Origin of the sequence: Pigmentiphaga kullae, from assembly GCF_004216695.1 — a bacterium.
GTDB classification, from domain to species: Bacteria; Pseudomonadota; Gammaproteobacteria; order Burkholderiales; family Burkholderiaceae_B; genus Pigmentiphaga; species Pigmentiphaga kullae.
Genome location: NZ_SGXC01000002.1, coordinates 417,830 through 440,947 on the forward strand (window position 1 = coordinate 417,830; position 23,118 = coordinate 440,947).

A 23,118-nucleotide genomic window follows, 5' to 3' on the forward strand; every position below is an offset into this window, starting at 1 on the left:
CGTGGACGGCTTGTTGGTCCAGCGATACGACCGCCGGCTGAACAACTGTCTGCACTTCGCTGCGTTGGCCTGGGAGCGCCTGACCGGCGACCGTGGGCTGGTCAGCGTGCGCGAGGACGACATCGCCGGTATGCGAGGTGTCATGCGCCGCTACCTGCTCATTAAGGGCCCGACGGCCGTTCCGTCGATTGTTCTGTTGGACACGCTGAGCGGCGAGCCGCATATCGGCGTCTGTTATCGCCGTCGGCTGCTGCACCTGACCGAGGCCGGAGCGAGTTTTTTTCCGTTCGATCTGGCCGCCTCAACTTACCGTAATCCGAGGTTCTACGTATGCCGCTAGTCTCGATCGAGCGCCATGCCCTGGAGGGGCTGTCGCGTACCGAGCATGAGACCGACGACGTTCTGGCGCTCCTATATCGGGAGTTCGATGGCCGCCTGCCGCCGCTGACCAGGATTTACAACGGACCAGTTTCTCGGGAAACCGAAGTTACGCCTGTCGAGCCCGCGGACGTCGAGCGCCTTGCTCAACTGGAGGGGCCGTTGACCGTGGAGGTCTGGCCGACGGCCGGCATCCAGGCCTGGCAGGTGGTTCTCTTCATCGTCAGCTTGGCCGTTTCCTCGATCCTGGCCCCTACCGTGCCGGCGGTGGCCCAGCGCAACGTCCAGAGTGAGAGCCCGAACAACGGTCTGTCCGAGCGCACGAACACGGCGCGCGTGATGGGCAGAATCCCCGATATATTCGGGACGGTCCGCTCCACGCCGGACCTGATCCAGGTTCCCTACAAGGTGTTCACGGATCACGTCGAAATGGAGGTGTCCTTGATGTGCATCGGCCGGGGCACCTACGAGATCCCCGCCGCCCAAGTGCGCGACGACACCACGCCGATCCAGGAGATCGCCGGCAGCAGCGTGGAAATCTATGGTCCGTTCACATCGCCCAATAGTGGCCACGCGCCGCAACTGCGTATCGGTAATGCCATCAGCCTACCGGTTCTGAAAACTGCGCGCTTGAACGCGGTCAATGGGCAGGTTCTGCAACCGTCCGACTCGGGCCGTCTGCACGCCAATGAGGTGATCTTTCAGTATCCCAACGTCATCGCCAGCCAGGATCTGGAGGTGGACTACACGACGTCGTTCGTGGTCGGCGACTCCCTGGTCGTGACGAATGCCGCGCGGTCGGCCGGCACATTCACGCACAGCGGCACAGCGCAGGCTTTGTACCTGTCGGGTAGCTCGCTGGACGCCAATGGTGAACTGACCTATCCGGGCGATCTGACGGCGGACTGGTCGATAGGCGACCGCGTGACGATCTCGGGGTCGCTGATGTACTGGACCTGGGATGATGAGGCAACCGGCCAGCACAGTGGCTACGCGAACCTCGACGGTGTCTATGAGGTAGCCAATGTTGAGTACGAGACGTTGACGGACTCCACCATCATCACTTTCGACAAGCCGGCACGGGTCAATATCAACTGGTATCAAATCACCGCGGCTGCCGGCGGCGGGGCCGGGCCTGCGACCATCAGCCGGAATGACGGAACGATTTTGTTCGATCTGACGGGAACCTACGTTATCACCGCGATCACAGCGAACAACATCACGTTGCAGACGCCCTCGGTGGTAAACCCTGACTGGGAGATTCTTAACGACGACTTCGGTGGCGTGTCGGGCGTTATGCGGCCCGATCTCTATACAAGCGGCGACCGCCGCGTCGGGGAGTTCACCCTGTCGGCCAGTGAGCCTATCCGGCGGCTGATTTCCAATTTCGTTGCCTATCAGGGCCTGTTTGCTGACGACGGCTCGAACCAGTACCGTCGCGATGTGGACGTCCGGCTAGTCGCCACGCCAGTGGATGCGGCCGGCGTGGCTGTCGGTCCAGAAGAAGTGTTCGACGGTACCGTTATTGGATCCAGCACGACCCGCTCAACGCGTGCATTGACGGTCGATGTAACACTATCAGCGACCTCAAACTACTGGAAGGTCTACGCCCGACGCCTGAACCCGAAGGACACGGGGTTTAGCGGCCAGGTGGTCGATGAAATCAAGTGGCGGGACCTGTATCAGGCCACGCCCGTGGACATGCTGCACTTCGGCGACGTGACCATTGCCCAGACGAAGACCATGGCGACCGATGGCGCCTTGGCCGTGAAGGATCGAAAGCTGAACATGCTGGTCACACGCTGCCTGCCGGCGCGAGTCAGTGGTAGCACGTTCACGCCAGAGTTGTACCCGACAAACGATGTGGCCACGATCCTTTCTGCCGTCTGCCTGGACCCGCGCATCGGGAACCGGACGCCGGAAGAGGTGGATTTCGACAACCTATTCGATACCGCAGCCGAGATTCGAGATTATTTCGGGTTTCCCGAGGCTGCCGACTTCAGCTACACGTTCGACGCGGACAACCTGTCGTTCCAGGAGGCGGTGACCTCAATTGCGGGTGCGGTGTTCTGCCAGCCGTACCGGCGTGGTAGCGTGCTGCGGCTATTTTTCGAGCGCGCGACGGACGATTCGGTGCTGCTGTTCAACCACCGTAACAAGCTGCCCGGTAGCGAAAAGCGGACCGACCGGTTTGGGTGGGCCGAGGCTGCCAATGACGGCATCGAGTTTCAGTACGTGGATCCGGAGGACGATGCGGTTGTCACGCTCTATCGCCCGGCGGACCGAAGCGCCATCAACCCGAAGCGTATCGAGAGCATCGGAGTGCGCAACAGGAAGCAGGCGACGCTGCTGGCGGACCGTGCGTACAACAAGCTGCGCTATCAGACAACCACTTCGCAGGCCACATGCTTGCCGGAGGCGGATTTGCTGGTGTTACGCGAGCGCGTGCTGTGGGCTGACAACACCCGATCCGGGGCGATGGATGGCTACGTGAAGGGCGTGCAAGGGCTGGAGTTGCATCTGTCGCAGGAGCTGGCCTGGGAAAGTGGCGCGACCTACACCATGTTCCTCCAAGGCAAGGATCGCTTGGTCGAGAGCATTCCCATTTCCCGCGGCCAGAGTGACCGGCATGCCGTGCTGGCCCATGCGCCGCATGTGCCGGTAGTCGCTGATGCGGATCGCTACCTGAGCACGGGATTCATCGTGGTTCGTGATGGCGACGATAGCAATGCCCAGCCCATGCTTCTCGAAGAACGCGACGCGCCGGGTGATGACGGGACCATCCCGCTGACCGTCATCAACTATGACTCCCGCTATTACCAGAACGACGGCGCGTTCCGCGAAAGCGCTTAACCCTACTCTCCCGTTCAATCCGACAGCCCGCCTCAAGCGGGCATTTTTTTGTAGGTGACCAATGGCTGACTTGCCAGTTACCCCCCAGCAGATGATCGACGCCAGGAAGGACGCCGAGGTCCTGGATGTTGTTGCGAACGGCGGCTCAACTGAGACGATCGTCAACAGAATCGGGCAGACGGTGCCTTCGTACGCGAAGATCGTTAAGGACTTGAAGGACGACTACGGAGATACTGCCGTCAATGCAGATCGCGCGGAGAACGCTGCCGCAGCCGCATACATCGCGGGCGGCCTGTTCGTTGATACCGACGCCGGACAGCTCGGGACGGAAATAGGGCAAATGTATGGCGTAGATACGCCAGATCCGAAGGCTGCATATGAAATCGTCCAGAACACAGCAGGGGGCGCAGTCGCGACGGGGAAGACCGCGCCAAGCACGGCCTACATCCAGGAAGTGGAGGAACAGGTCGCGAAAGTCAGGAGCGGTCAGGTAAGTGGAATGACGATGGTGCGGGCGGGCGATGGAACGGCTATGGCCCTTCCTGAGCAGCCTGCGGGCTATTGGCGCATGCTGATAGACGGAGTGGCTTGCGCCGTGCCATTCTATCGATACGTTGAGCCCATCGATTTAATGATCATAGGGGGGGAATCAAATGCTGAGGGTCGTGGGGTCAGCGCGCTGAGTCCAGTGGGCGTTAACGGGCTTTACATCAGCGGTTCGACAATTTCGGAGCCGCTGGTCGACCCCGTTGGTGGAGCGGTTACCGGGTCCATGTGGCCATCGTTCTGTAATCGGTATTTCGACCGTACCAAATTGCGTTCTGCGTATGTTGAGGCGGCCCGTGGCGGCACCACGCTACTCGCGGCGGCAGATTCCGGGTCTGGGAATTGGTCACCCACAGGGGCAATGCGTACTACGTTGGTCAACGCAGCCAGAGCAGCAATTAATGCCATTGCTGCGTCGGGCACGTTTTATCTGCGGAATGTCCACATCTTGTTCAATCTCGGGTTGAACGATGCCGGGAAGGTGAATGGAACTACTGTCACTGGGGCCTTGTTTGAGGCGGCCCTGGTGGAACTCGCTGCGTACTTTAAGGCGCAGATTCCTGAACTGATTTCCGTTGGCGTCATACAGATTGGCCGCCGGTTCGACCAAGACAAACAGCCCGGGGGCTTCGAAATCAGAGCGGCCATTGAGGCCGCTTGTGCCTCCGACGACTTGCTTCAGCTCATATCGCGGTCGGCGTACAGCTTCCAGGCTCGAAAAATGATGATTGATCCGGAGCACTGGGATCAAACCGGCCTGAACATTAATGGTTATGTGAGCGCCAACGGCTTGGTCGATGGCCAGTTACCGATTGCTCCTGCTCCCGTGGTTCTGGCTACAACGGCGTATCCAGACCCCTCCTACGATGCGACGACGGGCCGCAGCGCAGATCACTCCACCGCGGCTGGCACCAAAACCCTTGTCATCGCGGTGTCGTACCAGCGTCCCGGTGCGAGCACGACATTCACGATATCGGGAGTGACGTTCGGCGGCGTCGCGCTGGTCGAAGCCGATCAAATCGCGGCTGTATCGGCCTCGCCGACATCTCGCTGCAACACTGGCATTTGGTACATCACGGAGTCAGCGTTCGGCGGCTCATTGGGGGGGCTCACGGCCAGTGTCGAGATCGTAAGCGCAGTAGCCGGAAATATCATCGACTGGTGCGTTATCGAGCTGGATGCCGAGTGCGTGCCGGATTCGCGGCATAGCGGCACCGTCAACAGCGCCGCAACTGACAACGTCAGTTTGCAGATCACGCCGAGCATGCCGCAGGTCGTCGTTGCCATCGGCGCCTCTGCAAGCGGAAGCGCGCCTCTTACGGCGACGATGACCGGGGCCACAGAGGTGATGGACCACGGGCTGGCCAATGGCGATAACACGCGGGCCGGACAGGTCGTGGTCGGCACGTATACAGCTGCCGCCGCCGAGCTGATGCGCACGATCACTGCGACGTGGTCAGCCGTATGTCTGAACCTCGGAATCGTCGCAATCGGGTTCCGGAGAAAAGTCGATGGAGAGTAAGCGCCGCTGCGCTTGTCTTTGAAGTGCTGCTAAGAGCAATCGCAAAGATCCGCCCGCATCACGCGGGCTTTTTTTCGCCCATAGGAGGGGCAAATGGCAGAGCCTACGAGTACCGCCACGGGAATTCTGGCGGTGGCCGCCGGCGCGGGCCTAGCGACGCTGGTGCCCGGCGTCGACGGGAACGCGCTGATCGGAGCATTTGCGGGGGCCGCCATGGTGGCCCTCAGCAGCAAAGAGCCGCGCGTGTTGGCCCGTCTGGCGTACGCGCTGATTTCGCTGGTTGTCGGATACCTGACCGCGCCGGATATCACCCATCTCACGCCGATCCGTGAAAGCGGCGTCGCGGCGTTCCTTGCCGCAGCTACGGCAGTCGCTGTCGTGCAGATCGGCATCGACAAATTGCGGGCATTCGACATCGCGTCGATATGGCGCAGGGGGAGCTGATATGGCGGCCATCATCGCTTTCGTGGTCATCATCGCCAATGCCGCGACGGCTCTGCGGCTGCTGACCTATCGTCGGGGCCCAGCGCGGTACCGGCTGTGGGCGAGTTGCGCCGCCTACGTGCTGATCGTCTGCACGGGTGGCCAGGCGCTTTCCGTTGTGGTCCACGGAACGCCGGTCACCATCTGGCAGGCCGGCGTGTCGGTCGTGCTGGCAATGCTGGCCCACCGCGCCCGGGGCAACGTCGCTCGCATCGTCAGGGTGGCTCCATGAGACCGATCGAGTTCATACGACGTGAGATCGACAAGGGGCTGTGCCTGCTGCCTGACCACATGGACTCGCGCGAGGCTGTCTTGATGCTCCTGGCCATCAGTGGGCAGGAATCCAACTGGGAGCATCGCTGGCAAATCGTCGACAAGCGCAACCCATCGAAGAAAGGGCCGGGGCGCAGCTTCTGGCAGGGGGAAATGGGCGGGGGGATGGTGCACGGCGTGCGCACGCACCGTGCCACCCGTGGGCTTGCTGCGGGGCTGTACGCGCATTTCAGCGTCCCGGCGAGCGACGAGGCGATCTGGACCGCGATCGAGACCAATGACCCGCTCGCGGCCGCGCTGGCGCGCCTGCTGCTGTACACGGATCCCGATCGGCTGCCGAAGCTGAGCGACGAGGAGGGCGCCTGGCAATACTACCTGCGCCTCTGGCGGCCCGGAGCGTGGACGAACGGCACGCCGGCCGAACGCGCCGACCTGCGGCAGAAATGGGAGGGGTATTACGCCCAGGCCTTGGCCCAGGTGTCGCCATGAACCTGATGCCGCTCATCCCGCCGTGGGCGCGATACGGGGCCGTGGCGGCCATCGCGGCCGTGGCGACATGGTACGGGCCCGCCCAGGTCCAGAAAACGCGCCTGGAGGCCCGCATCGCCACCATCCAGGGGGACCGGCAGGCCGAGCTGCAGGCCGCGAGCGATGCGGCCTATCGGGCGTCCGAGGCCTACCGCCAGTTGGAGCTGGCCAAACAGGGAGAAGTCGAGAATGAACGAAAGGAATCGCGCGCCCGTGAAGCGCGCTATGCGGACGCTGCTGCTGGCGCTCGCGCTGAGCGTGACCGGCTGCGCCAGCAACTCGCCGCCGCGGACGCTGTCGCCCGTGGTGGTGCAGCCGCCGCGGCCGCCGGCGCCGGACCCGGCCTGGATGGATCCGCCGTCGGCGCCGCCGTGCTGCGGTTCGTGGTCGGCGAGTGCGTCGACCGATATATCGACGTGGCGTCAGAGGCTGACCGGCTCGCGGCCAGACTGATGGGGTTGCAGGGGTATGTGCAGGCTATCACCAACTAAGCGTCGGGAGGCTGCCCGCCACTTTTGGCAAGGTTTGCGCGATGGAGGTCTATCGCCATTCGAGCGGCTTGATTGGAAATCAACTGCATTTGATCTTCTGAGAGGACGGCTTGAGCGGCCAAGCGGAACAAATACAGATGGCCGAATAGCTCGATGACCGCTTCGTCGCTTTTGGCTGGCCAGTTGAAATCGTGCGGTGGCGGAGTCATGGGGGACATAATGACTACAAAATCCCGAACCGACGCCGGATTGTGTCTCCCATTGACCCGTCGCGCGGACAATCTTCTAATTCATCAACAATGGTGGCGCACCGCTCTGCGACGTAGTATGCAAAATGTCGAATTGTGTCGGGCACAGGACGACCTGGTTCAAGTAACCCAACTTCGACAGCCCATTCCGTCAGCGCTTGGCTGTCGGTCACAAGATGCGGCATTACTGGTCCCACAGCCATCCGTCAACAATTCGTATGAATTGCATTTCATAGGCTAGCAGGCCGCTGTGGTCGTTACATCCTTCATTTGGGTGATGTATGAGCTTGGCGGAGTTACCTGATGCAACGGCGCCTGATGATTTCGCCTACGGGATCCTGCGGGCGTAGAACTCCGCCTGTTCATGAACCGCAGGTTCGGCGGCGAGTTCAATGCCCACCGCCTTATAGGCGCTGGCGGCGCCCCCAGCCAGGGGCGCATTCGCTAGCATCTGGTGCATGTGATTGAATCGCAGCACGAGCCGGCGGAGGCGGGCGATCTCCCATAGAGCCTCGCGCAAGATGGCGTCATCGGGCGCGCAAGCTTCCAGCTCTTTCAGCCTGGCGCGGGAGAGAGGGGGAGGGTACTCCATGGCATCGGAATGGTTACTGTACGGATGTACAGTATAGGCACAGCGGACAACAGCATCCGCGGCCCAAACAACCCGATTCACGGGGAGGGGCTGGCCGCGCTGGGCGTGAGATAATGGAGTCAGCTTCTGATGTCGCCGCATCACAACAGGAGGCATCATTTCTAAGCAAATGCGGTTTTGGAGTCGGTTTTCTTGTAATGCGTTGAATTTAAACGCGTTTATCCGATTGCAAATCCGTTGAGGGCGGTTCGACTCCGCCACGCGCCTCCAGCTTCATCTGAAATCGCCGTTCCCGCAAGGGGCGGCGATTTTCTTTTGTGCCTTGCCCGTGCCGACGGGGCCGACCGAGCAATCCGGTTTTTAAGGTAAATGAAAACGTTTATCATTATGATTCACATGAATCATAACCGACCTTTCCTGCCCGAGCGTCCCGTTGCATACCGTCTCCCGCCATCCCACTCTTGCCCTCGCACTGTCCCTGGCTTTCGCGGCGCAAGCCGCCGCCGACGAACCCGCCAAGGGGCAGGACCCGACACCGCAAGCCGCCCAACAGCTTCCCACCATCTCGGTCACCGCGACCGGCGAATCGGCCACGCTCCATGACCTGGAAGCGCCGGTCAACGCCGGCGCGCTGGGCAATCTGACGCAGCTCGATACGCCGTTCTCGACTACCGTGGTCACGCGCGGCGATCTGGACGACAGGCCTATCGTGAAGCTGGGGGACCTGTTCGCGACCGACGCCTCGGTGTCGGACAACAGCGGCGCGCACGGCGCCTGGGCCAGTTACCTGACGGTGCGCGGGCTGCAACTGGACTGGCAGAACGCCTTTCGCATCGACGGCAAGCCTTTCCTGAGCTACGCCACGACGCCGCCTTACGAGCACTTCGAGCAGGTCGAACTGCTCAAGGGTGCCTCGGGGTTCATGTACGGCTTCGGCTCGCCGGGCGGCATCGTCAACTATGTGACGAAGCGGCCGACCGCCCAGCCGGTGCGCAGTGTGAGCCTGGGGTTCTCGTCCGATAACGTCTGGCGCCAGCACGTGGACCTGGGCGGCAGGGCGGGCGAGGACGATCGTTTCGGCTACCGGCTGAACGCGACGCATGAAGAGGGCGATCTCTACAACGGCGGGTCCCTGAAGCGCAACGCCGTGTCGCTGGCGCTGGACCTGAAGCTGACCGACCGGCTGACCTGGGATTTCCAATCGCTTTACCAGAACAAGAAGGTCGTCGGGCAGGAGCCCACCATCAATACGTCCAGGCTGGCCGGGACGGTGCTGCCGCGGCCCGTGCGCGACAACGATCGTACGCTGGTAGGCGACGGCACGTTCGTGAACAACGAGTTCCAGTTCCATTCGACGGGGCTGACGTATCGGCTCGCGCCGGACTGGAAGCTCAGCACGAGCTACAGCCACAGTTCGACCCGGACCCGCCGCAGCGAGTCGGTGCTGTTCCTGACGGACAGCGGCGGCAACTACCAGGACGTCCGGTCGGACTACGCGGAACGTTATGCCTACGACCAGTGGCAGGCCATGGTGCAGGGCGGTTTCGCGACGGGGGCGCTGGAGCACCAGGTGGTGCTGGGTACGTCGTGGCAGCAGCAGAAGAACGACTACAGCCTGAACAGCGTGTACCAGCAGATGGGGACGGGTTCGCTCGGGTCGCAGAACGTCATCTCCTATCATCCGCAGGGCGGGCTCGACCTGTACCGGGCCGGCGAGATTACGCAGAAGGCGCTGTTCGCCAGCGATACCGTCAAGCTGTCGGATCGCTGGTCGGTGCTGGCGGGCGTGCGATACACCAAGTTCAGGCAGGAGGGGTATACGCCGGACGGCGCCACGTCCGCGCTGTATGACAAGAGCAGCGTGACGCCCACGGTGGCGGTGATGTTCAAGCCGGATGCCCGGACCATGGCCTATGCCAGCTATGTCGAGTCGCTGGAACAGGGCGCGACGGTGGGCAATGCCTATGCCAACCGCGGCCAGACGCTGGGGCCGCTGACGAGCAAGCAGTACGAGGTCGGCGTCAAGACCGAGCACAGCGGCTGGGCCGCCACCGCCGCCTTGTTCCGCATCGAGCGCGGCGCGGAATATGCGAATGCCGGCAACGTGCTGGTGCAGGACGGCCTGTCGGTCTACCAGGGCCTGGAACTGGGGGCCTCGAAACGGACGGGGGCCTGGACCGTGGGCGGCAACCTGATGCTGCTCGATTCGGAGTACCGCAAGGGCTCGGACTACAACGGCAAGCGCGTCGCCGGCGCCCCGCGCTTCGTCGCGGCCGGACAGGTGGTCTACAGCGTGCCGCAAGTACAGGGGCTCAAGCTGCGGGCCGATTTCAAATACACCGGCAGCACGATGCTGCGTCCGGCCAACGACGTGAAGGTCTCGGGCTATACGATCATGAACGTGGGCGCCAGCTATGAGACTCGGCTGGGCGGCTACGACACGATCTTCCGCGCGGCCATCACCAATCTGGCCGACAAGCGGTACTGGGAATTCCAGTACGCGGACTATGTGAAGCCGGGCTATCCGCGTGCGCTGGCCTTGGGGATGACGCTGAAGTTCTGAGCCGATGTCTTATGCATTTTTTGTCGAACGAGCGCGGTGGTTAATAGGGAAATAGAATATACATAGGAAAAATGCGTCGTTCCCGGCGCCGGGCGTTTGCCCCATACTGCGATGTTACAGTGGCGGCCACCGCGCTTCCGCGCCATGCCGGGCGGGGGCCAGCCGCCTCGTCTTTTTCTATGAATCCGAATTCTTCCTCTCCTTCCGCACCGCCGCTGATCCGGCTCGACGCGGTCAGCAAGACGTTCAAGCTGCCCGACGGGCGGGTGTTCGAGGCCGTGAAATCCGTGTCGCTGGACATGGCCGCAGGGCGCATCTTCGGCCTGATTGGCAAGAGCGGCGCCGGCAAGTCGACGCTGCTGCGCATGATCAACCTGCTGGAGCGTCCGGACGCCGGCCAGGTGCTGGTGGACGGCCGCGACCTGACCCGGCTTTCCAAGCGCGAACTGCGCGAGACCCGGCAGGGCATAGGCATGATCTTCCAGCAGTTCAACCTGCTGCAGAACGCCAGCGTCTACGAGAACGTGGCCTTTCCGCTGAAGCTGCACGGCAACCGCAGCCGGACCGATATCGAGGCCCGTGTGCGGGAGTGCCTGGCCGTGGTGGGCCTGACCGACAAGCTGCACGCCTATCCCGCGCAATTGTCCGGCGGGCAGAAACAGCGCGTGGCGATCGCGCGCGCCCTGGCGCCGCACCCCAAGGTGCTGCTGTGCGACGAACCGACGTCGGCGCTGGACACCGAGACCACGCGCTCGGTGCTGGACACGCTGCGCGAGATCAATCAGCGGCTGGGGGTGACCATCGTCATCGTTACCCACGAACTGCACGTGGTCCATGCCTTGTGCGACCACGTCGCGGTGCTCGAGAACGGCCAACTGGTCGAGCGCTTCGACGTGGGCGACCAGGCCACGCCGCGCCTGAGCGCGCTGGGCCGCGAGCTGGCCCAGGAGCAGGTGCGCGAAGACATCCTGAAAGAACACGCCGCCCGCATTGCCCAGGCGGCCGAACCGACTACCCGGGCCGCCTGACCATGTCCGACAACATCCTCGCCATTCTTCCCGAACTCTGGGTCGCCGTCGGCCAGACCTTCATGATGCTGGGCATCGGCCTGGCCGCCGCGATCCTGATCGGCGGCCCGCTGGGCGTGCTGCTGTTCCTGCTGGGGCCCGGGCAGTCGCTGGAGAACCGGCCCGCCTATCTGGTGCTGAGCTGGATCGTCAACACCGTGCGGTCCTTTCCCTTCATCATCCTGCTGGTCGCGCTGGTGCCCGTCACGCGGGTGGTGGTGGGGACGTCCATCGGCCCGCTGGCCGCGTCGGTGCCGCTTTCCGTGGCCGCCATCCCGTACTTCGCGCGCCTGGTGGAGCAGAGCATCCGCGAGGTGCCGCGCGGCGTGATCGAGGCCGCGCACGCCATGGGCGCCTCCGAGCTGCAGATCGTCTGGCGCGTGCTGGTGCGCGAGGCCCGCTCCGGATTGATCCTGGCGCTGACCGTGCTGGCCGTCAGCTTCCTGTCCTATTCGGCGATTGCCGGGGTGGTGGGCGGGGGTGGCATCGGCGACCTGGCCATCCGCTACGGCTACTACCGCTTCCAGACCGACGTCATGCTGCTGACCGTCGCGCTGCTGATCGTGCTGGTGCAGATCATCCAGTTCGGCGGCAACGCGCTGGCCCACCGGCTGGACAAACGCTGACCTTTCTTTCCGTCGAAGGCACGGCAGGCCGTGCCGCATCCATTTCCGGGAATTCCATCATGACTCTACGCCGCACTTTCATCCTTGGCACCGCCGCCGCCGTCCTGGCGCTGGGCGCCGCCGCGCACGCCGCCGATCCCGCCAAGAAGGACCTCGTGTTCGGCGCGACCGCGGGCTACAACTACGACGTGCTCAAGCTCGGTATCGTCCCCCAGCTCGAAAAGCAGGGCTACAAGGTCAAGCTGGTCGAGTTCAACGACTACGTGCAGCCCAACCTGGCCTTGGCGCAAGGCTCGCTGGACGCCAATCTGTTCCAGCACATCGCCTACCTGAACCGCTTCAAGGCGGACCAGAAACTGGATCTGGTCGACCTGGTGCAGAGCACGACCGCGCCCATGGGCATCTATTCGAAGTCGCGCAAGAGCCTGGCCGACGTGAAGGAGGGCGACCGCTTCACGCTGCCCAACGACCCGAGCAACCTGGCACGCGCCCTGTTGCTGCTGCAGCAGAACCGCGTGATCACGGTGAAGGCCGACGTGGATCCGCTGCGGGTCACGGAAAAGGACCTGGCCAGCAATCCCAGGAAGGTCAGGCTGCAGCCGGTCGAGGCCGCGCAGCTGCCGCGCACCGTGGGCGACGTCGAGTTCGCCGTGGTGCCGGGCAACTTCGCCATCGCCTCGGGCTTGAAGCTGACCAGCGCGGTGGCGCTGGAGACGCCGCCGGTGCAATTCCAGCAGGTCGTGGCGGTTCGCAGCGCCGACCAGGGCAAGCCCTGGGCCAAGGACCTGGCCGCCGCGTTCAAGTCGCCGTTCTTCAAGAGCGTGCTGGACAAGGACTTCCCGGGCTACGTGCGCCCGGCAGGCTTGTGATCGACGCCTGCGTTTTCACGTTTTTAGAGTACGACCTTCCGGATATGGCGGTTCGCGGCGAGGGCAGATAGACTCACGTCGCGGATTTTCGCAATCATGAGAGGTTCTACAAGCATGGAATACCACGGCGTGGAGTATCGGCCTATGACGGTATTTCTCAAGCGTTTGCGCGATCTGGCCCTGCTGGCCGGTTTCTCGTGCGCCTTCATGTGGCTGGTCGCGAAGCTGGGCACCCTGTGTCCCACGGTGCTGGAGCATTTCGCCATCACGTCCATTTTCTGATCCGGCACCCCACGCGGGGCGACCGGCTGTCATGATCCGGTCATCGGGCGGACATAGTATTTACACGATCCTACGGCGCCGTGGCCGGGCTCTCGCGAGCCGGCGAACGGCGGCGTTTCCTGCTCGTGTCCGCCCGTGTCCGATTCCGCTTCCCATCTCGCTTCTTCTTCCTCCGGCGCCGCCATCGATATCGAGGGCCTGGTGCAGCGCCTGTCCGGCAATACCATCCTGGACGGCATCGACATCCGGCTCGAACCGGGCAGGGTGCTGGCGCTGCTGGGGCCGTCCGGCTGCGGCAAGACCACGCTGCTCAAGCTGCTGGCCGGGCTGAGCCGCCCGGTGGCGGGGCGTATCGCCATTGGCGGCGCCACCGTCGTGGACGACCGGACCTTCGTCCCCCCCGAGCGGCGCGGCCTGGGCATGGTGTTCCAGGACTACGCGCTGTGGCCGCACATGACCGTCGGGGCCAACGTGGCCTTTCCGCTGGAGGTGCGCGGCGTGCCCAGGAGCGAGCGGGCGGGACGGGTGGCGAGCGCGCTCGACATGGTCGGGCTGGCGGGCTATGAAGATCGGTCGCCGGGCAGCCTGTCGGGCGGCCAGCAGCAGCGCGTCGCGCTGGCGCGGGCGGTGGTGGCGCGGCCGCGGGTGTTGTTGTTCGACGAACCTCTGTCCAATCTCGACCGTGACCTGCGCGAGACCCTGTGCGGCGAGATCGGGCTGCTGCTGCGCGAACTGGGCACCACGGCGGTGTACGTCACCCACGACCACGAGGAAGCCTTTGCGCTGGCCGATACGGTAGCGGTCATGCGGGCCGGCAAGGTGTGCCAGATCGCGGCCCCCGAACTGCTGGTGACCGAACCCGCCAGCCCCGACGTCGTGGAGTTCCTGAAGCTGGGCGCCCTGCGCAGCGGCGTGCGCACCGAACACGGCTGGCAACTGGCCGGCGGCCTTGAACTGATCTGCCCCGATGCCCTGGCCGGCGGCCCGGCGGGGCCCGGCCATCTCTTCATTCCCCACGCCGCGCTGAAAGCGGGCGAACGCCATGCCCTGCGGGGCCACGTGGTCGCGCAGCGGTTCCGCGGCGGGCACTACGCGACCACGGTGCGCGTGGGCAGCGACCACCATGCCTTCGAACTGGCGTGGCTGACCGATCAACGCATGCCCGTCCAGCACCCCGTGGGGCTGGATCTCGACTGGAGCCGGCTGCGCTGGTTTCCGCAGGCAGCGTGACTTTTTCCCGGCGATATGCCGTTTCTCGACTCAGGAATCTCGATGATGAAAATCAAGCCTCTGATCGGCGCGCTGGCGTTCGGCGCGATGCTGGCCGCCGGCCAGGCCCAGGCCCTGACGGTCTACACTGCCGGCCCGGCCGGACTGATCAGGCAACTGGCCGATGACTTCAAGAAGCAGACCGGCGTGTCGGTCGACGTGTTCCAGGCCGATACCGGCAAGGTGATGGCGCGGCTGGAAGCGGAGGCCTCGAACCCGAAGGCCGACGTGGTGATCTCGGCCTCGTGGGACAGCGCGCTGGACCTGCACAAGCGCGGTTGGCTGCTGGCCTACACCAGCCCCAATGCAGCGAAGGTGCCGGCCGAGTACAAGGGACCCAGCTACGTGGCCCAGGGCCTGTCGGCGCTGGCCATTGCCTGGAACACCAAGAGCGGCACGCCGCGTCCGGCGGACTGGGCCGACCTGGCCAGGCCCGAGTTCAAGGGGTTGGTCAACATGCCCGATCCGGCCCAGTCGGGCACGGCGCTGGAGTTGTTGTCCGGCCTGCAATCGGCGCGTGGCGCCGACGCCTGGCGCCTGTTCGCCGACCTCAAGCGCAACGACATGGCCATCGCCGGCGCCAATGCGCAGGCGATGAACCCCGTCCTGCAAGGCGCCAAGGCCGCCGTCTTCGGCGCGGTCGACTACGTGGCGCTGGAGAACCAGGCCAAGGGCGAGAGCATCGAGGTCATCTTCCCCGCCAGCGGCACGGTGATCGCCGGCCGGCCGATGATGATACTGAAGTCCAGCCGCCAGCAGCAGGATGCCAAGCGCTTCATCGACTTCGTGCTGTCCGACGCCGGCCAGGCGCGGGTGGCCGCGACCTACCTGATCCCGGCCCGCCAGGACGTGCAGGCCAAGCGTCCGGTGATCAAGGACATCAAGTCGCTGCCGGTGGAAAACGAGGCCCAGCGTGCCGGCCGCCAGGCCTTGCTGGAGCGTTTCACGACGCTGTTCGGCCGCAAGTGACCGGACCCGGCCGGGCGTGACTCCACATCGTTGGCAAGAGGAATAGGCGGGCTCCATGCGCGCGAACACGTTGTTGGTGGGTGCCGCGGTGTCCGCCCTGGGCATCCTGGTGGCCATGCCGCTGGGCTTCGTCCTGCTGCAGGCCATCTTTCCCGAGCTGGCCCAGGGCTCGCTGGCGCGCCCGCTGGCCCATCTGGCGGGCGTCCTGGCCGATCCCAAGCTGGTCGAACTGACGATCAATACGCTGAAGCTGGGCGCCTGCGTGGTGCTGGCCGCGGCGGCCATCGGCATCCCGCTGGGGACGCTGCGCGGCCTGTTCGACCTGCCCGCGGCCAAGCTTTGGGACGTGCTGATGCTGGTGCCCTTCATGATCCCGCCTTATATCAGCGCGCTGGGCTGGATCATGCTGCTACAGCCGCGCGGATACCTGCAGCAGTTGCTGGGCATCCACGCCGGGCCGGCGCTGTTCTCGTTCGGCGGCGTGGTGTTCGTGATGACGCTGAACGTGGTGCCGGTAGTCTATTTCGCCGTCTCCCGCACCATGGCGGCGTCAGGGTCCCGCCTGGCGCTGGTGGGGCGGGTGTGCGGCGCAGGCGCCTGGCGCTGCTTCTGGCGCATTACGCTGCCGCTGGCCCTGCCAGGCATCGCCGCGAGCCTGCTGCTGGTGTTCGCGATGGCGATCGAGGAATACGGCACGCCGGCCGCGCTGGCGGCCAACGCAGGCTTCTTCGTGCTGGTGACGGGCATCGAGCGTCGCTTCTCCGAATGGCCGATCGACTTGCCCGGCGCCTCGGTGCTGTCGCTGATCCTGGTCGCGCTGGCCATGCTGGCCTTCGTCTGGCAGCGGCGCATGCTGACGGGCAAGGGCTACGAAACCACCACCGGCAAGCCAACGCGGGGCGAGACCCTGCCGCTGGGCGCCTGGCGCTGGCCGGCCGCCGCGCTGTTCGGCGCGATCGTGGCGGTGGCCACCTTCGCGCCGCTGTTCGCCATTGCCGCGACGGCATTCAGCCGCACGCTGTCGGGTGGCCTGGCGATCGGCAACCTGTCGCTGAGGCATTTCCAGGCCATCGCCGCCGGCGGCAGCGAAGCTTCGGGCGCGCTGGCCACGAGCCTGATGCTGGGCGCGGGCGCGGCCGTCGTGACCGGGCTGACCGGCGTGCTGGTGGCCTATTGCGTGGTCAAGACGCGCACGCGCGGCCGGGCGGTGCTCGATGCCCTGGCCGTGCTGCCCAACACCATGCCGGGCGTGGTGGTCGGCGTGGGCTTGATCCTGGCCTGGAACCAGGCATTCTGGCCGGCCACGCCCTACAACACCTGGGGCATCCTGCTGCTGGCCTATTGCTGCCTGCTGCTGCCGTACCCGGTACGCTATTCCCATGCCGCGCTGATGCAGATCGGCGACAACCTGGAGGCCGCCGCCCGGGTGCATGGCGCCGGCACGGTCACGGCGCTGGCGCGCATCCTGCTGCCGCTGCTGGCGCCCAGCCTGGCCGCCGCCATGCTGCTGGTGTTCGCGGTGGCCTCGCGCGAGCTGGTGGCCTCGCTGCTGCTGGCGCCCACGGGGGTGCAGACGGTGTCGCTGTTCATCTGGCGCCAGTTCGAGCAGGGGTCGGTAGGGCAGGGCATGGCGATGAGCCTGGTCACGGTGGCTCTGACCACGACGGTGATGCTGCTGGCCACCCTGTGGCTGGAGCGGCGTCAGGCGCGTAGTGTGTAACCAGACACCTACTTCTGTGTATTTATAAAAATATCTTGTATACAAGAGAGGGATGAGGCAAGATGATTCCATGTCATCCCGCCCCCCATCCTCCGGCACCGAGAAGAAGCGCTCCGAAACGCTGCGCGAGACCATCGAAGAGCTGATCGCCGTCGGCGAACTGTCGCCGGGCGACCCGCTGGACGAGACCGTGCTGGCCCATCGTTTCGGCGTTTCGCGCACGCCCATACGCGAGGCCCTGATCCAGCTGGCTTCGGCCGGACTGGTGGAGATGCGGCCCAGGAAGGGCGCGCTGGTGGCGCAGATCGGCCCCCAGCGCCTGATCGAGATGTTCGACGTGATGGGCGAGATCGAGGCCATGTGCGCGCGGCTGGCCGCGCGGCGCATGACGGCCGACGACCACCGCCGCCTGCTCGAGGCCCATCGCGCCTGCCAGGCCTCGCGCGACGCGGGCGACGCCAACGCCTATTACTACCTGAACGAAGTTTTCCACCGCACCATCTACGGCCTGGGCTGCAACGGTTTCCTGAACGAGGAGGCCATCAAGCTGCATCGCCGGCTGGGGCCGTACCGCCGGCTGCAATTGCGCGTGCGCGACCGCATTGCCACGTCCTACGACGAGCACGAAGGCATCGTCGAGGCCTTGCTGGCCGGCGATGCCGCGTTGGCCGCCGAACGCGCGCGCGACCACGTGGTGGTGCAGGGGCAGCGTTTCGCCGACCTGATGGCGTCGCTGTCCAGGCAATCGGCCTGAGTCTTTCAGAAGGAACACGAGCGACATGTTGAACAGCGAACGTCAAGATGCCGCCGATGCGCGGCCCGCCGCGCCGGCACCCGATCCGCAGCCGACCCAGTCGCTGCTGGCCCGCTGGAGCAAATGGCTGGGAGGGCGGCCCCAGGCGGCCGCCGAGCCGGGCCGCGAGGCCGAGGCCGTCGCCCTGTCCACGCGCGAGGCCAACCGCCAGCGCGCCTTGCTGTTGCCGTGCTTCCAGGCGCGTCTGACGGACGTCGCGGCCAATCGTGCGGCGTTGGGCTGGCAGGAAGCGTACCGCGCCGCCGATGCCCGGCGCCGGGGCGCCATGCTGGGCATCCTGGCCGAAGTGGGCGCGTCGGCCGCGGGGCCGTCGGAGGCCGGGGGCAAGGAGACGCCTTCCGACCTGTCGCGCGCGCTCTCGCATGCCCGGGTCCGTTTCTTCAAGCGCCTGAACGCCTTGCCCGATGGCCTGCCTTTCCTGCTCGAACTGCGCACCGACATGCTGGCCTGGCGCGCGAAGATCCCCGCCCTGCAAGGGCTGGACGGCGACCTGGAAGGCCTGCTGTCGAACTGGTTCGACGTGGGCCTGCTGGAGATGCGGCGCATCACCTGGGATTCGCCCGCCTCGCTGCTCGAGAAGCTCATCATCTACGAGGCGGTGCACGAGATCGCCTCGTGGACCGATCTGCGCAACCGCCTGGATTCCGATCGCCGCTGCTACGCGTTCTTCCACCCGCGCATGCCGAACGAGCCGCTGATCTTCGTCGAGGTCGCGTTCTGTGCGGACATGGCCGGCAACGTGCAGGGCCTGCTGGACGAGGGCGCGCCCATGGAGAACCTGGACAAGGCGCGCTGGGCCATCTTCTATTCGATCTCGAACACGCAGCAGGGTCTGCGCGGCGTCAGCTTCGGCAACTTCCTGCTCAAGCGCGTGATCGAGGAACTGAACGGCGAACTGCCCAAGATCAAGCGTTTCGCCACGCTCTCGCCCATACCGGGGTTTTGCGACTGGGTCAGGAAACGCGGCGCCGAGGACCTCGCCGCCATTGTCCGCAAGGAAAAGGCCGGCCTGGAAGGGGCCACCGGCGTCCAGGTGCTGGCCGCCATCCAGCAGGCGGTGGACGACGAGGCCGCGCCGCCGGCGGTGCAGGGCGTGGCCATGCGGCTGGCGGCGCGCTACCTGGTCGAACGCAAGGGATCGCTGCCGCTCGATTCGGTGGCGCGCTTCCACCTGGGCAACGGCGCCCGCATCGAACGGTTGAACTGGAAGGCGGACACGTCGCGCAAGGGCCGGGCCCAGTCGTGCGGCATGATGGTCAACTACGTGTACGAACTGGATGCGCTGGACGAGAACCTGGCCCGGCTGGGCGAGGGGAAGCCCGAGACCAGCAGGGGAGTGGCCCGGCTGCTTTGATCCGCGTACGCGCCCCGAAGGAATCCATCAGAACTGGCAAGAGCCAGCGTGTAGTACCTTCATACGAAAAGAAAGGAGACGGGAGATGAAACGCAGCATTGCCTTGATCGCCTGCATCGTGGGCGCGGCCGTGGGTGGCCATGCGGTGGGAGCGGAGGCCTGGCCGTCCAAGGCCGTCACCATCATCGTGCCGTTCCCCGCCGGCGGCGGCACCGACGCCTTCGTCCGGCCGCTGGCGCAGCAACTGGGCGCCCAGCTTGGACACAGCGTCGTGGTGGACAACCGCGGGGGGGCGGGCGGCACGGTGGGCGCGGCCATCGCGGCGCGCGCGCAGCCGGACGGCTACACCTTCTTCGTGGGCGGGGCGCATCACGCCATCGCGCCGTCGTTCTACAAGGGCCTGACCTACGACATCGAGAAGGATTTCATCCCCGTCACGCTGATCGCGCAGCCGCCGCAGATCGTCGTCGCGGCGCCCACCGAACCGTTCAGCGACTTGAAGGGGCTGATCGCCGCGGCCCGCAGCCAACCGGGCAAGCTGAACTTCGGTTCCGCAGGCAACGGCACCTCCCACCACCTGGCCGGCGAGCTGTTCAAGCTCCAGGCGGGCGTGGACATCGCGCACGTGCCGTACACCGGCGCCGGCCCCATGCTGCTCGCGCTGATGGGCAGCCAGGTCGACCTGGCCTTCGACGGACTGGGGTCCTCGGCCCAGCATATCCGCGCCGGCAAGATCAAGCCGCTGGCCGTGGCGGCGTCGCAGCGCTCTTCCGCCTTCCCCGACGTGCCTACCGCGGCCGAGGCCGGCCTGCCGGGCTACGAGGTCTCGACCTGGTACGCGATGTGGGCGCCCAAGGGCACGCCGCAGCCCATCGTCGAGCGCATGTACGCCGCCGTCCAGAAGGCGCTGGAGACGCCCGAGATCAAGAAGGTGTGGCTGAGCAACGGTTCCGAGGTACCGCGCTATACCAGCGCCGAGTTCGGCAAATACCTGCATGATGAAGTGCAGCGCTGGGCCAAGGTCGCCAAGGACGCGGGCATCAAGGCCGACTGATGGACGGGGACCCAGCCATGGAACCGGCGTCCGCGCCGGGCCGGATCGATGTGTCGACCGAGGGCGGCGTGCTGACGCTGACCCTGTCGCACGCGGGCAAGCTCAATGCGCTGACCGCCGCGATGTGGCGCGCGCTGGCCACGGCCATGCGCGACGCGGCCCGCGAGCCGGGGCTGCGCGCCGTCGTCATCCGGGGCGCCGGCGGACATTTCGCGGCCGGGGCCGACATCGGCGAGTTTCCGGTGGAGCGGGGCGGTCTTACGGCGGTGCGCCGCTATCACGAGCAGGTCATCGCGCCGGCGCTGCACGCGATCGACGGCTGCCCCTGGCCCACGGTGGCGCTGGTGCAGGGCGCCTGCGTGGGAGGCGGCCTGGAGATCGCCTGCTGCTGCGACCTGCGCATCGCCGGCCGCAGCACCCGCGTGGGCGCGCCCATCGCGCGGCTGGGGTTTCCCATGGCGCCGGCCGAGCTGGCCGGCCTGCTGGCGGTGGCCGGCCGCGCGGTGGCACTGGAGCTGCTGCTGGAAGGCCGCATCCTGGACGCCGCCGAGGCCCATGCCAAGGGCCTCCTGACCCGCGTGGTCGAGGATGCCGAGCTCGACGCCGAGCTGGCGCGCACCCTGTCCCGCCTGGCCGCCGGCGCGCCGCTGGCGGCCACCCTGAACAAGCGCATGGTACGGCGACTGCAGCGGCCCGAGCCGCTGGACGAGGCCGAACTGGCGGCATTTTTTTCCTACAGCGATACCCGCGACCATCGCGAAGGCGTGGCGGCGTTCCTCGAAGGGCGCCCCCCGGTGTTCGGCGGCGACGCATCACCTTTCCAGACCGAAGAAGATAGATGAAAGACGAGAATCTCTATTCCCTGCTGGCCTCCGGCTTTCCCGCCGATCGCGACACGGTGTGCATCGAGGCGCCCGGCGCCGGCGACTACACCTGGCGCGACGTCGAGACGCAGACGGCGCGCATGGCCAACCTGCTGCGTTCGCTGGACCTGCCCGAGGGTGCCCGCGTGGCGGTCCATGTCGAGAAGTCGCCCGAGGCCTTGCTGCTGTACCTGGCCACCTTGCGCGCGGGCTATGTCTACCTGCCGCTGAACACCGCCTACCAGGAAGCCGAGATCGATTACTTCCTGGGCGACGCCGAGCCCTCGGTGGTGGTCTGCGCCGGCAAGAACCTGGAATGGGTACGGCGCTGCGCGCAGCGGGCCGGGACCCGTCACGTCTATACGCTGGACGACGATCGCACCGGCACGCTGCTGGAGGCCGCCGCCCAGGCCTCGTCCGAGCATGCGGTGGCCGTGCGCGCCGCGGACGACCTCGCGGCCATCCTGTACACCTCCGGCACGACGGGGCGCAGCAAGGGCGCGATGCTGACGCACGGCAACCTGGCCTCCAACGCCCGCGTGCTGCACGAATACTGGGGCTGGCGCAGCGACGACGTGCTGCTGCACATGCTGCCCATCTTCCACGTGCACGGGCTGTTCGTGGCGGCGCACGGCGCGCTGCTGGCCGGCGCGAAAATGATCTGGCTGCCCAAGCTCGACGTGGCCGCCGCGCTGCGCCTGCTGCCGCGCTGCACCGTCATGATGGGCGTGCCGACCTACTACGTGCGGCTGCTGGCCGAGCCGGCGTTCGGCCGCGACACCTGCCGCAACATGCGGCTTTTCGTGTCGGGGTCGGCGCCGCTGCTGATGGAAACCTTCAACGCCTTCCGCGAACGCACGGGCCACACCATCCTCGAGCGCTATGGCATGAGCGAGACCGTCATGCTGGTGTCCAATCCCTACGACCCCGCGCTGGGCGAGCGCCTGGGCGGCACCGTGGGCCAGCCGCTGCCGGGCGTGTCGGCGCGGGTGGTGGACGATGCCGGGGCGGCGTGCCCGCCGGGCGAGATCGGCAATATCCAGGTCAAGGGCCCCAACGTGTTCAAGGGCTATTGGCGGATGCCCGAGAAGACCAGGGAAGAATTCACGCCCGACGGCTGGTTCAAGACCGGCGACGTCGGCCGCTGGGGCGGCGAATCCGGCGGCGCCAGGGTGCCCGACGGCTACCTGTCCATCGTGGGCCGCAGCAAGGACCTCATCATCTCGGGCGGCTTCAACGTCTACCCGAAGGAAATCGAGAGCTTCCTGGACGACATGCCGGGCGTGGAGGAAAGCGCCGTCATCGGCGTGCCGCACCCCGACTTCGGCGAGGCGGTGATGGCCGTGGTCGTGCCCAAGCCGGGTGCCAGCCTGGACGAGGCGGCCATGATCGCCGAGCTCAAGGCCAGGATAGCCAACTTCAAGGTACCCAAGCGCATCCACGTGGTGTCCGAACTGCCTCGCAACACCATGGGCAAGGTCCAGAAGAACGTGCTGCGCCAGACCTACTCGTGATCCGGCCGCGCGCGGGGAAGGGCGCCGGGGCGCATGGGCTACAATACCGCCCGTGCGCCCGTGACGAAATTGGTAGACGTAGCGGACTTCCGTAAGAAGTGGAGTGCCCTGGACGAAAGTCCGGGAGTAGAACCCGTCAAATTCGGCGAACCCCTGGCACGGGAACGCCGAGCCAAGCAGGCGGCCGATGTTGGCCGCCGGGCGTGTGTAGAGACTCGACGGCGGGGACCTAAGGCTGGC

The 23,118-nt window shown here is 65.7% G+C and carries 20 protein-coding genes; all 20 read left to right on the forward strand.

Translation table 11 applies throughout. The annotated features are described in order from the left end of the window. The first annotated feature begins 1 nt into the window (after nt 1). The 20 genes from EV675_RS16365 to EV675_RS16455 all read left to right on the forward strand — a co-directional run bounded on the left by EV675_RS16365 (nt 2) and on the right by EV675_RS16455 (nt 22,878). Nucleotides 2-340, forward strand: a complete 339-nt coding sequence (locus EV675_RS16365) for a hypothetical protein (RefSeq protein WP_242621467.1) — start codon at nt 2-4, stop codon at nt 338-340. Next, nucleotides 331-3,231: a host specificity factor TipJ family phage tail protein gene (locus EV675_RS16370; RefSeq protein ID WP_130358300.1), complete on the forward strand. Its 2,901-nt coding sequence runs from the start codon at nt 331-333 to the stop codon at nt 3,229-3,231. The genes EV675_RS16365 and EV675_RS16370 overlap by 10 nt, the downstream gene beginning before the upstream one ends. 61 nt (nt 3,232-3,292) lie before the next feature. After that, complete coding sequence (locus EV675_RS16375) at nt 3,293-5,299, forward strand: hypothetical protein (protein ID WP_130358301.1); 2,007 nt, start codon at nt 3,293-3,295, stop codon at nt 5,297-5,299. Nucleotides 5,300-5,392: 93 nt separating this feature from the next. Then, nucleotides 5,393-5,743: a putative holin gene (locus tag EV675_RS16380; protein ID WP_130358302.1), complete on the forward strand. Its 351-nt coding sequence runs from the start codon at nt 5,393-5,395 to the stop codon at nt 5,741-5,743. Nucleotide 5,744: 1 nt separating this feature from the next. Next, the gene (locus tag EV675_RS16385; protein ID WP_130358303.1) at nt 5,745-6,014 is read left to right on the forward strand and encodes a phage holin family protein; all 270 of its coding nucleotides are present in this window, start codon (nt 5,745-5,747) and stop codon (nt 6,012-6,014) included. Next, nucleotides 6,011-6,544, forward strand: a complete 534-nt coding sequence (locus EV675_RS16390; RefSeq protein ID WP_130358304.1) for a hypothetical protein — start codon at nt 6,011-6,013, stop codon at nt 6,542-6,544. Before EV675_RS16385 ends, EV675_RS16390 begins: the two co-directional genes overlap by 4 nt. Beyond that, complete coding sequence (locus EV675_RS16395) at nt 6,541-7,074, forward strand: DUF2514 family protein (RefSeq protein WP_130358305.1); 534 nt, start codon at nt 6,541-6,543, stop codon at nt 7,072-7,074. Before EV675_RS16390 ends, EV675_RS16395 begins: the two co-directional genes overlap by 4 nt. A 1,273-nt stretch (nt 7,075-8,347) precedes the next feature. Next, nucleotides 8,348-10,477, forward strand: coding sequence for a TonB-dependent siderophore receptor (locus EV675_RS16400; protein WP_165404630.1), 2,130 nt, complete (start codon nt 8,348-8,350; stop codon nt 10,475-10,477). A 179-nt stretch (nt 10,478-10,656) separates the two neighbouring features. Beyond that, nucleotides 10,657-11,505, forward strand: a complete 849-nt coding sequence (locus tag EV675_RS16405; protein ID WP_130358307.1) for a methionine ABC transporter ATP-binding protein — start codon at nt 10,657-10,659, stop codon at nt 11,503-11,505. 2 nt (nt 11,506-11,507) lie between these two features. After that, nucleotides 11,508-12,170 carry a methionine ABC transporter permease gene (locus EV675_RS16410; RefSeq protein WP_130358308.1) on the forward strand — a complete coding sequence of 221 codons (663 nt, stop codon included), beginning with the start codon at nt 11,508-11,510 and terminating at the stop codon, nt 12,168-12,170. A 59-nt stretch (nt 12,171-12,229) separates the two neighbouring features. Next, a complete protein-coding gene (locus EV675_RS16415; RefSeq protein WP_130358309.1) occupies nt 12,230-13,039 on the forward strand; it encodes a MetQ/NlpA family ABC transporter substrate-binding protein in 810 nt (269 codons plus the stop codon). A 144-nt stretch (nt 13,040-13,183) separates the two neighbouring features. Next, the gene (locus EV675_RS29730; protein ID WP_165404631.1) at nt 13,184-13,321 is read left to right on the forward strand and encodes a hypothetical protein; all 138 of its coding nucleotides are present in this window, start codon (nt 13,184-13,186) and stop codon (nt 13,319-13,321) included. A gap of 135 nt (nt 13,322-13,456) precedes the next feature. Next, nucleotides 13,457-14,551 carry an ABC transporter ATP-binding protein gene (locus EV675_RS16420; RefSeq protein ID WP_130358310.1) on the forward strand — a complete coding sequence of 365 codons (1,095 nt, stop codon included), beginning with the start codon at nt 13,457-13,459 and terminating at the stop codon, nt 14,549-14,551. 45 nt (nt 14,552-14,596) lie between these two features. After that, nucleotides 14,597-15,559, forward strand: a complete 963-nt coding sequence (locus tag EV675_RS16425; RefSeq protein WP_242621468.1) for an ABC transporter substrate-binding protein — start codon at nt 14,597-14,599, stop codon at nt 15,557-15,559. Nucleotides 15,560-15,614: 55 nt separating this feature from the next. Continuing rightward, entirely contained in the window at nt 15,615-17,279 is a 1,665-nt protein-coding gene (locus EV675_RS16430; protein ID WP_130358312.1) for an ABC transporter permease, read from the forward strand. 70 nt (nt 17,280-17,349) lie between these two features. After that, nucleotides 17,350-18,033 carry a GntR family transcriptional regulator gene (locus EV675_RS16435; RefSeq protein WP_130358313.1) on the forward strand — a complete coding sequence of 228 codons (684 nt, stop codon included), beginning with the start codon at nt 17,350-17,352 and terminating at the stop codon, nt 18,031-18,033. A gap of 25 nt (nt 18,034-18,058) precedes the next feature. Next, the gene (locus EV675_RS16440) at nt 18,059-19,447 is read left to right on the forward strand and encodes a malonyl-CoA decarboxylase domain-containing protein (RefSeq protein ID WP_130358314.1); all 1,389 of its coding nucleotides are present in this window, start codon (nt 18,059-18,061) and stop codon (nt 19,445-19,447) included. Nucleotides 19,448-19,532: 85 nt separating this feature from the next. Then, nucleotides 19,533-20,501 (forward strand): Bug family tripartite tricarboxylate transporter substrate binding protein, encoded by a 969-nt coding sequence (locus tag EV675_RS16445; RefSeq protein ID WP_130358315.1) that lies wholly within the window; start codon nt 19,533-19,535, stop codon nt 20,499-20,501. A 17-nt stretch (nt 20,502-20,518) separates the two neighbouring features. Beyond that, nucleotides 20,519-21,343 carry an enoyl-CoA hydratase/isomerase family protein gene (locus EV675_RS16450; RefSeq protein ID WP_130358316.1) on the forward strand — a complete coding sequence of 275 codons (825 nt, stop codon included), beginning with the start codon at nt 20,519-20,521 and terminating at the stop codon, nt 21,341-21,343. After that, entirely contained in the window at nt 21,340-22,878 is a 1,539-nt protein-coding gene (locus EV675_RS16455) for a malonate--CoA ligase (RefSeq protein ID WP_130358317.1), read from the forward strand. The genes EV675_RS16450 and EV675_RS16455 overlap by 4 nt, the downstream gene beginning before the upstream one ends. The last annotated feature ends 240 nt before the right edge of the window (nt 22,879-23,118 follow it).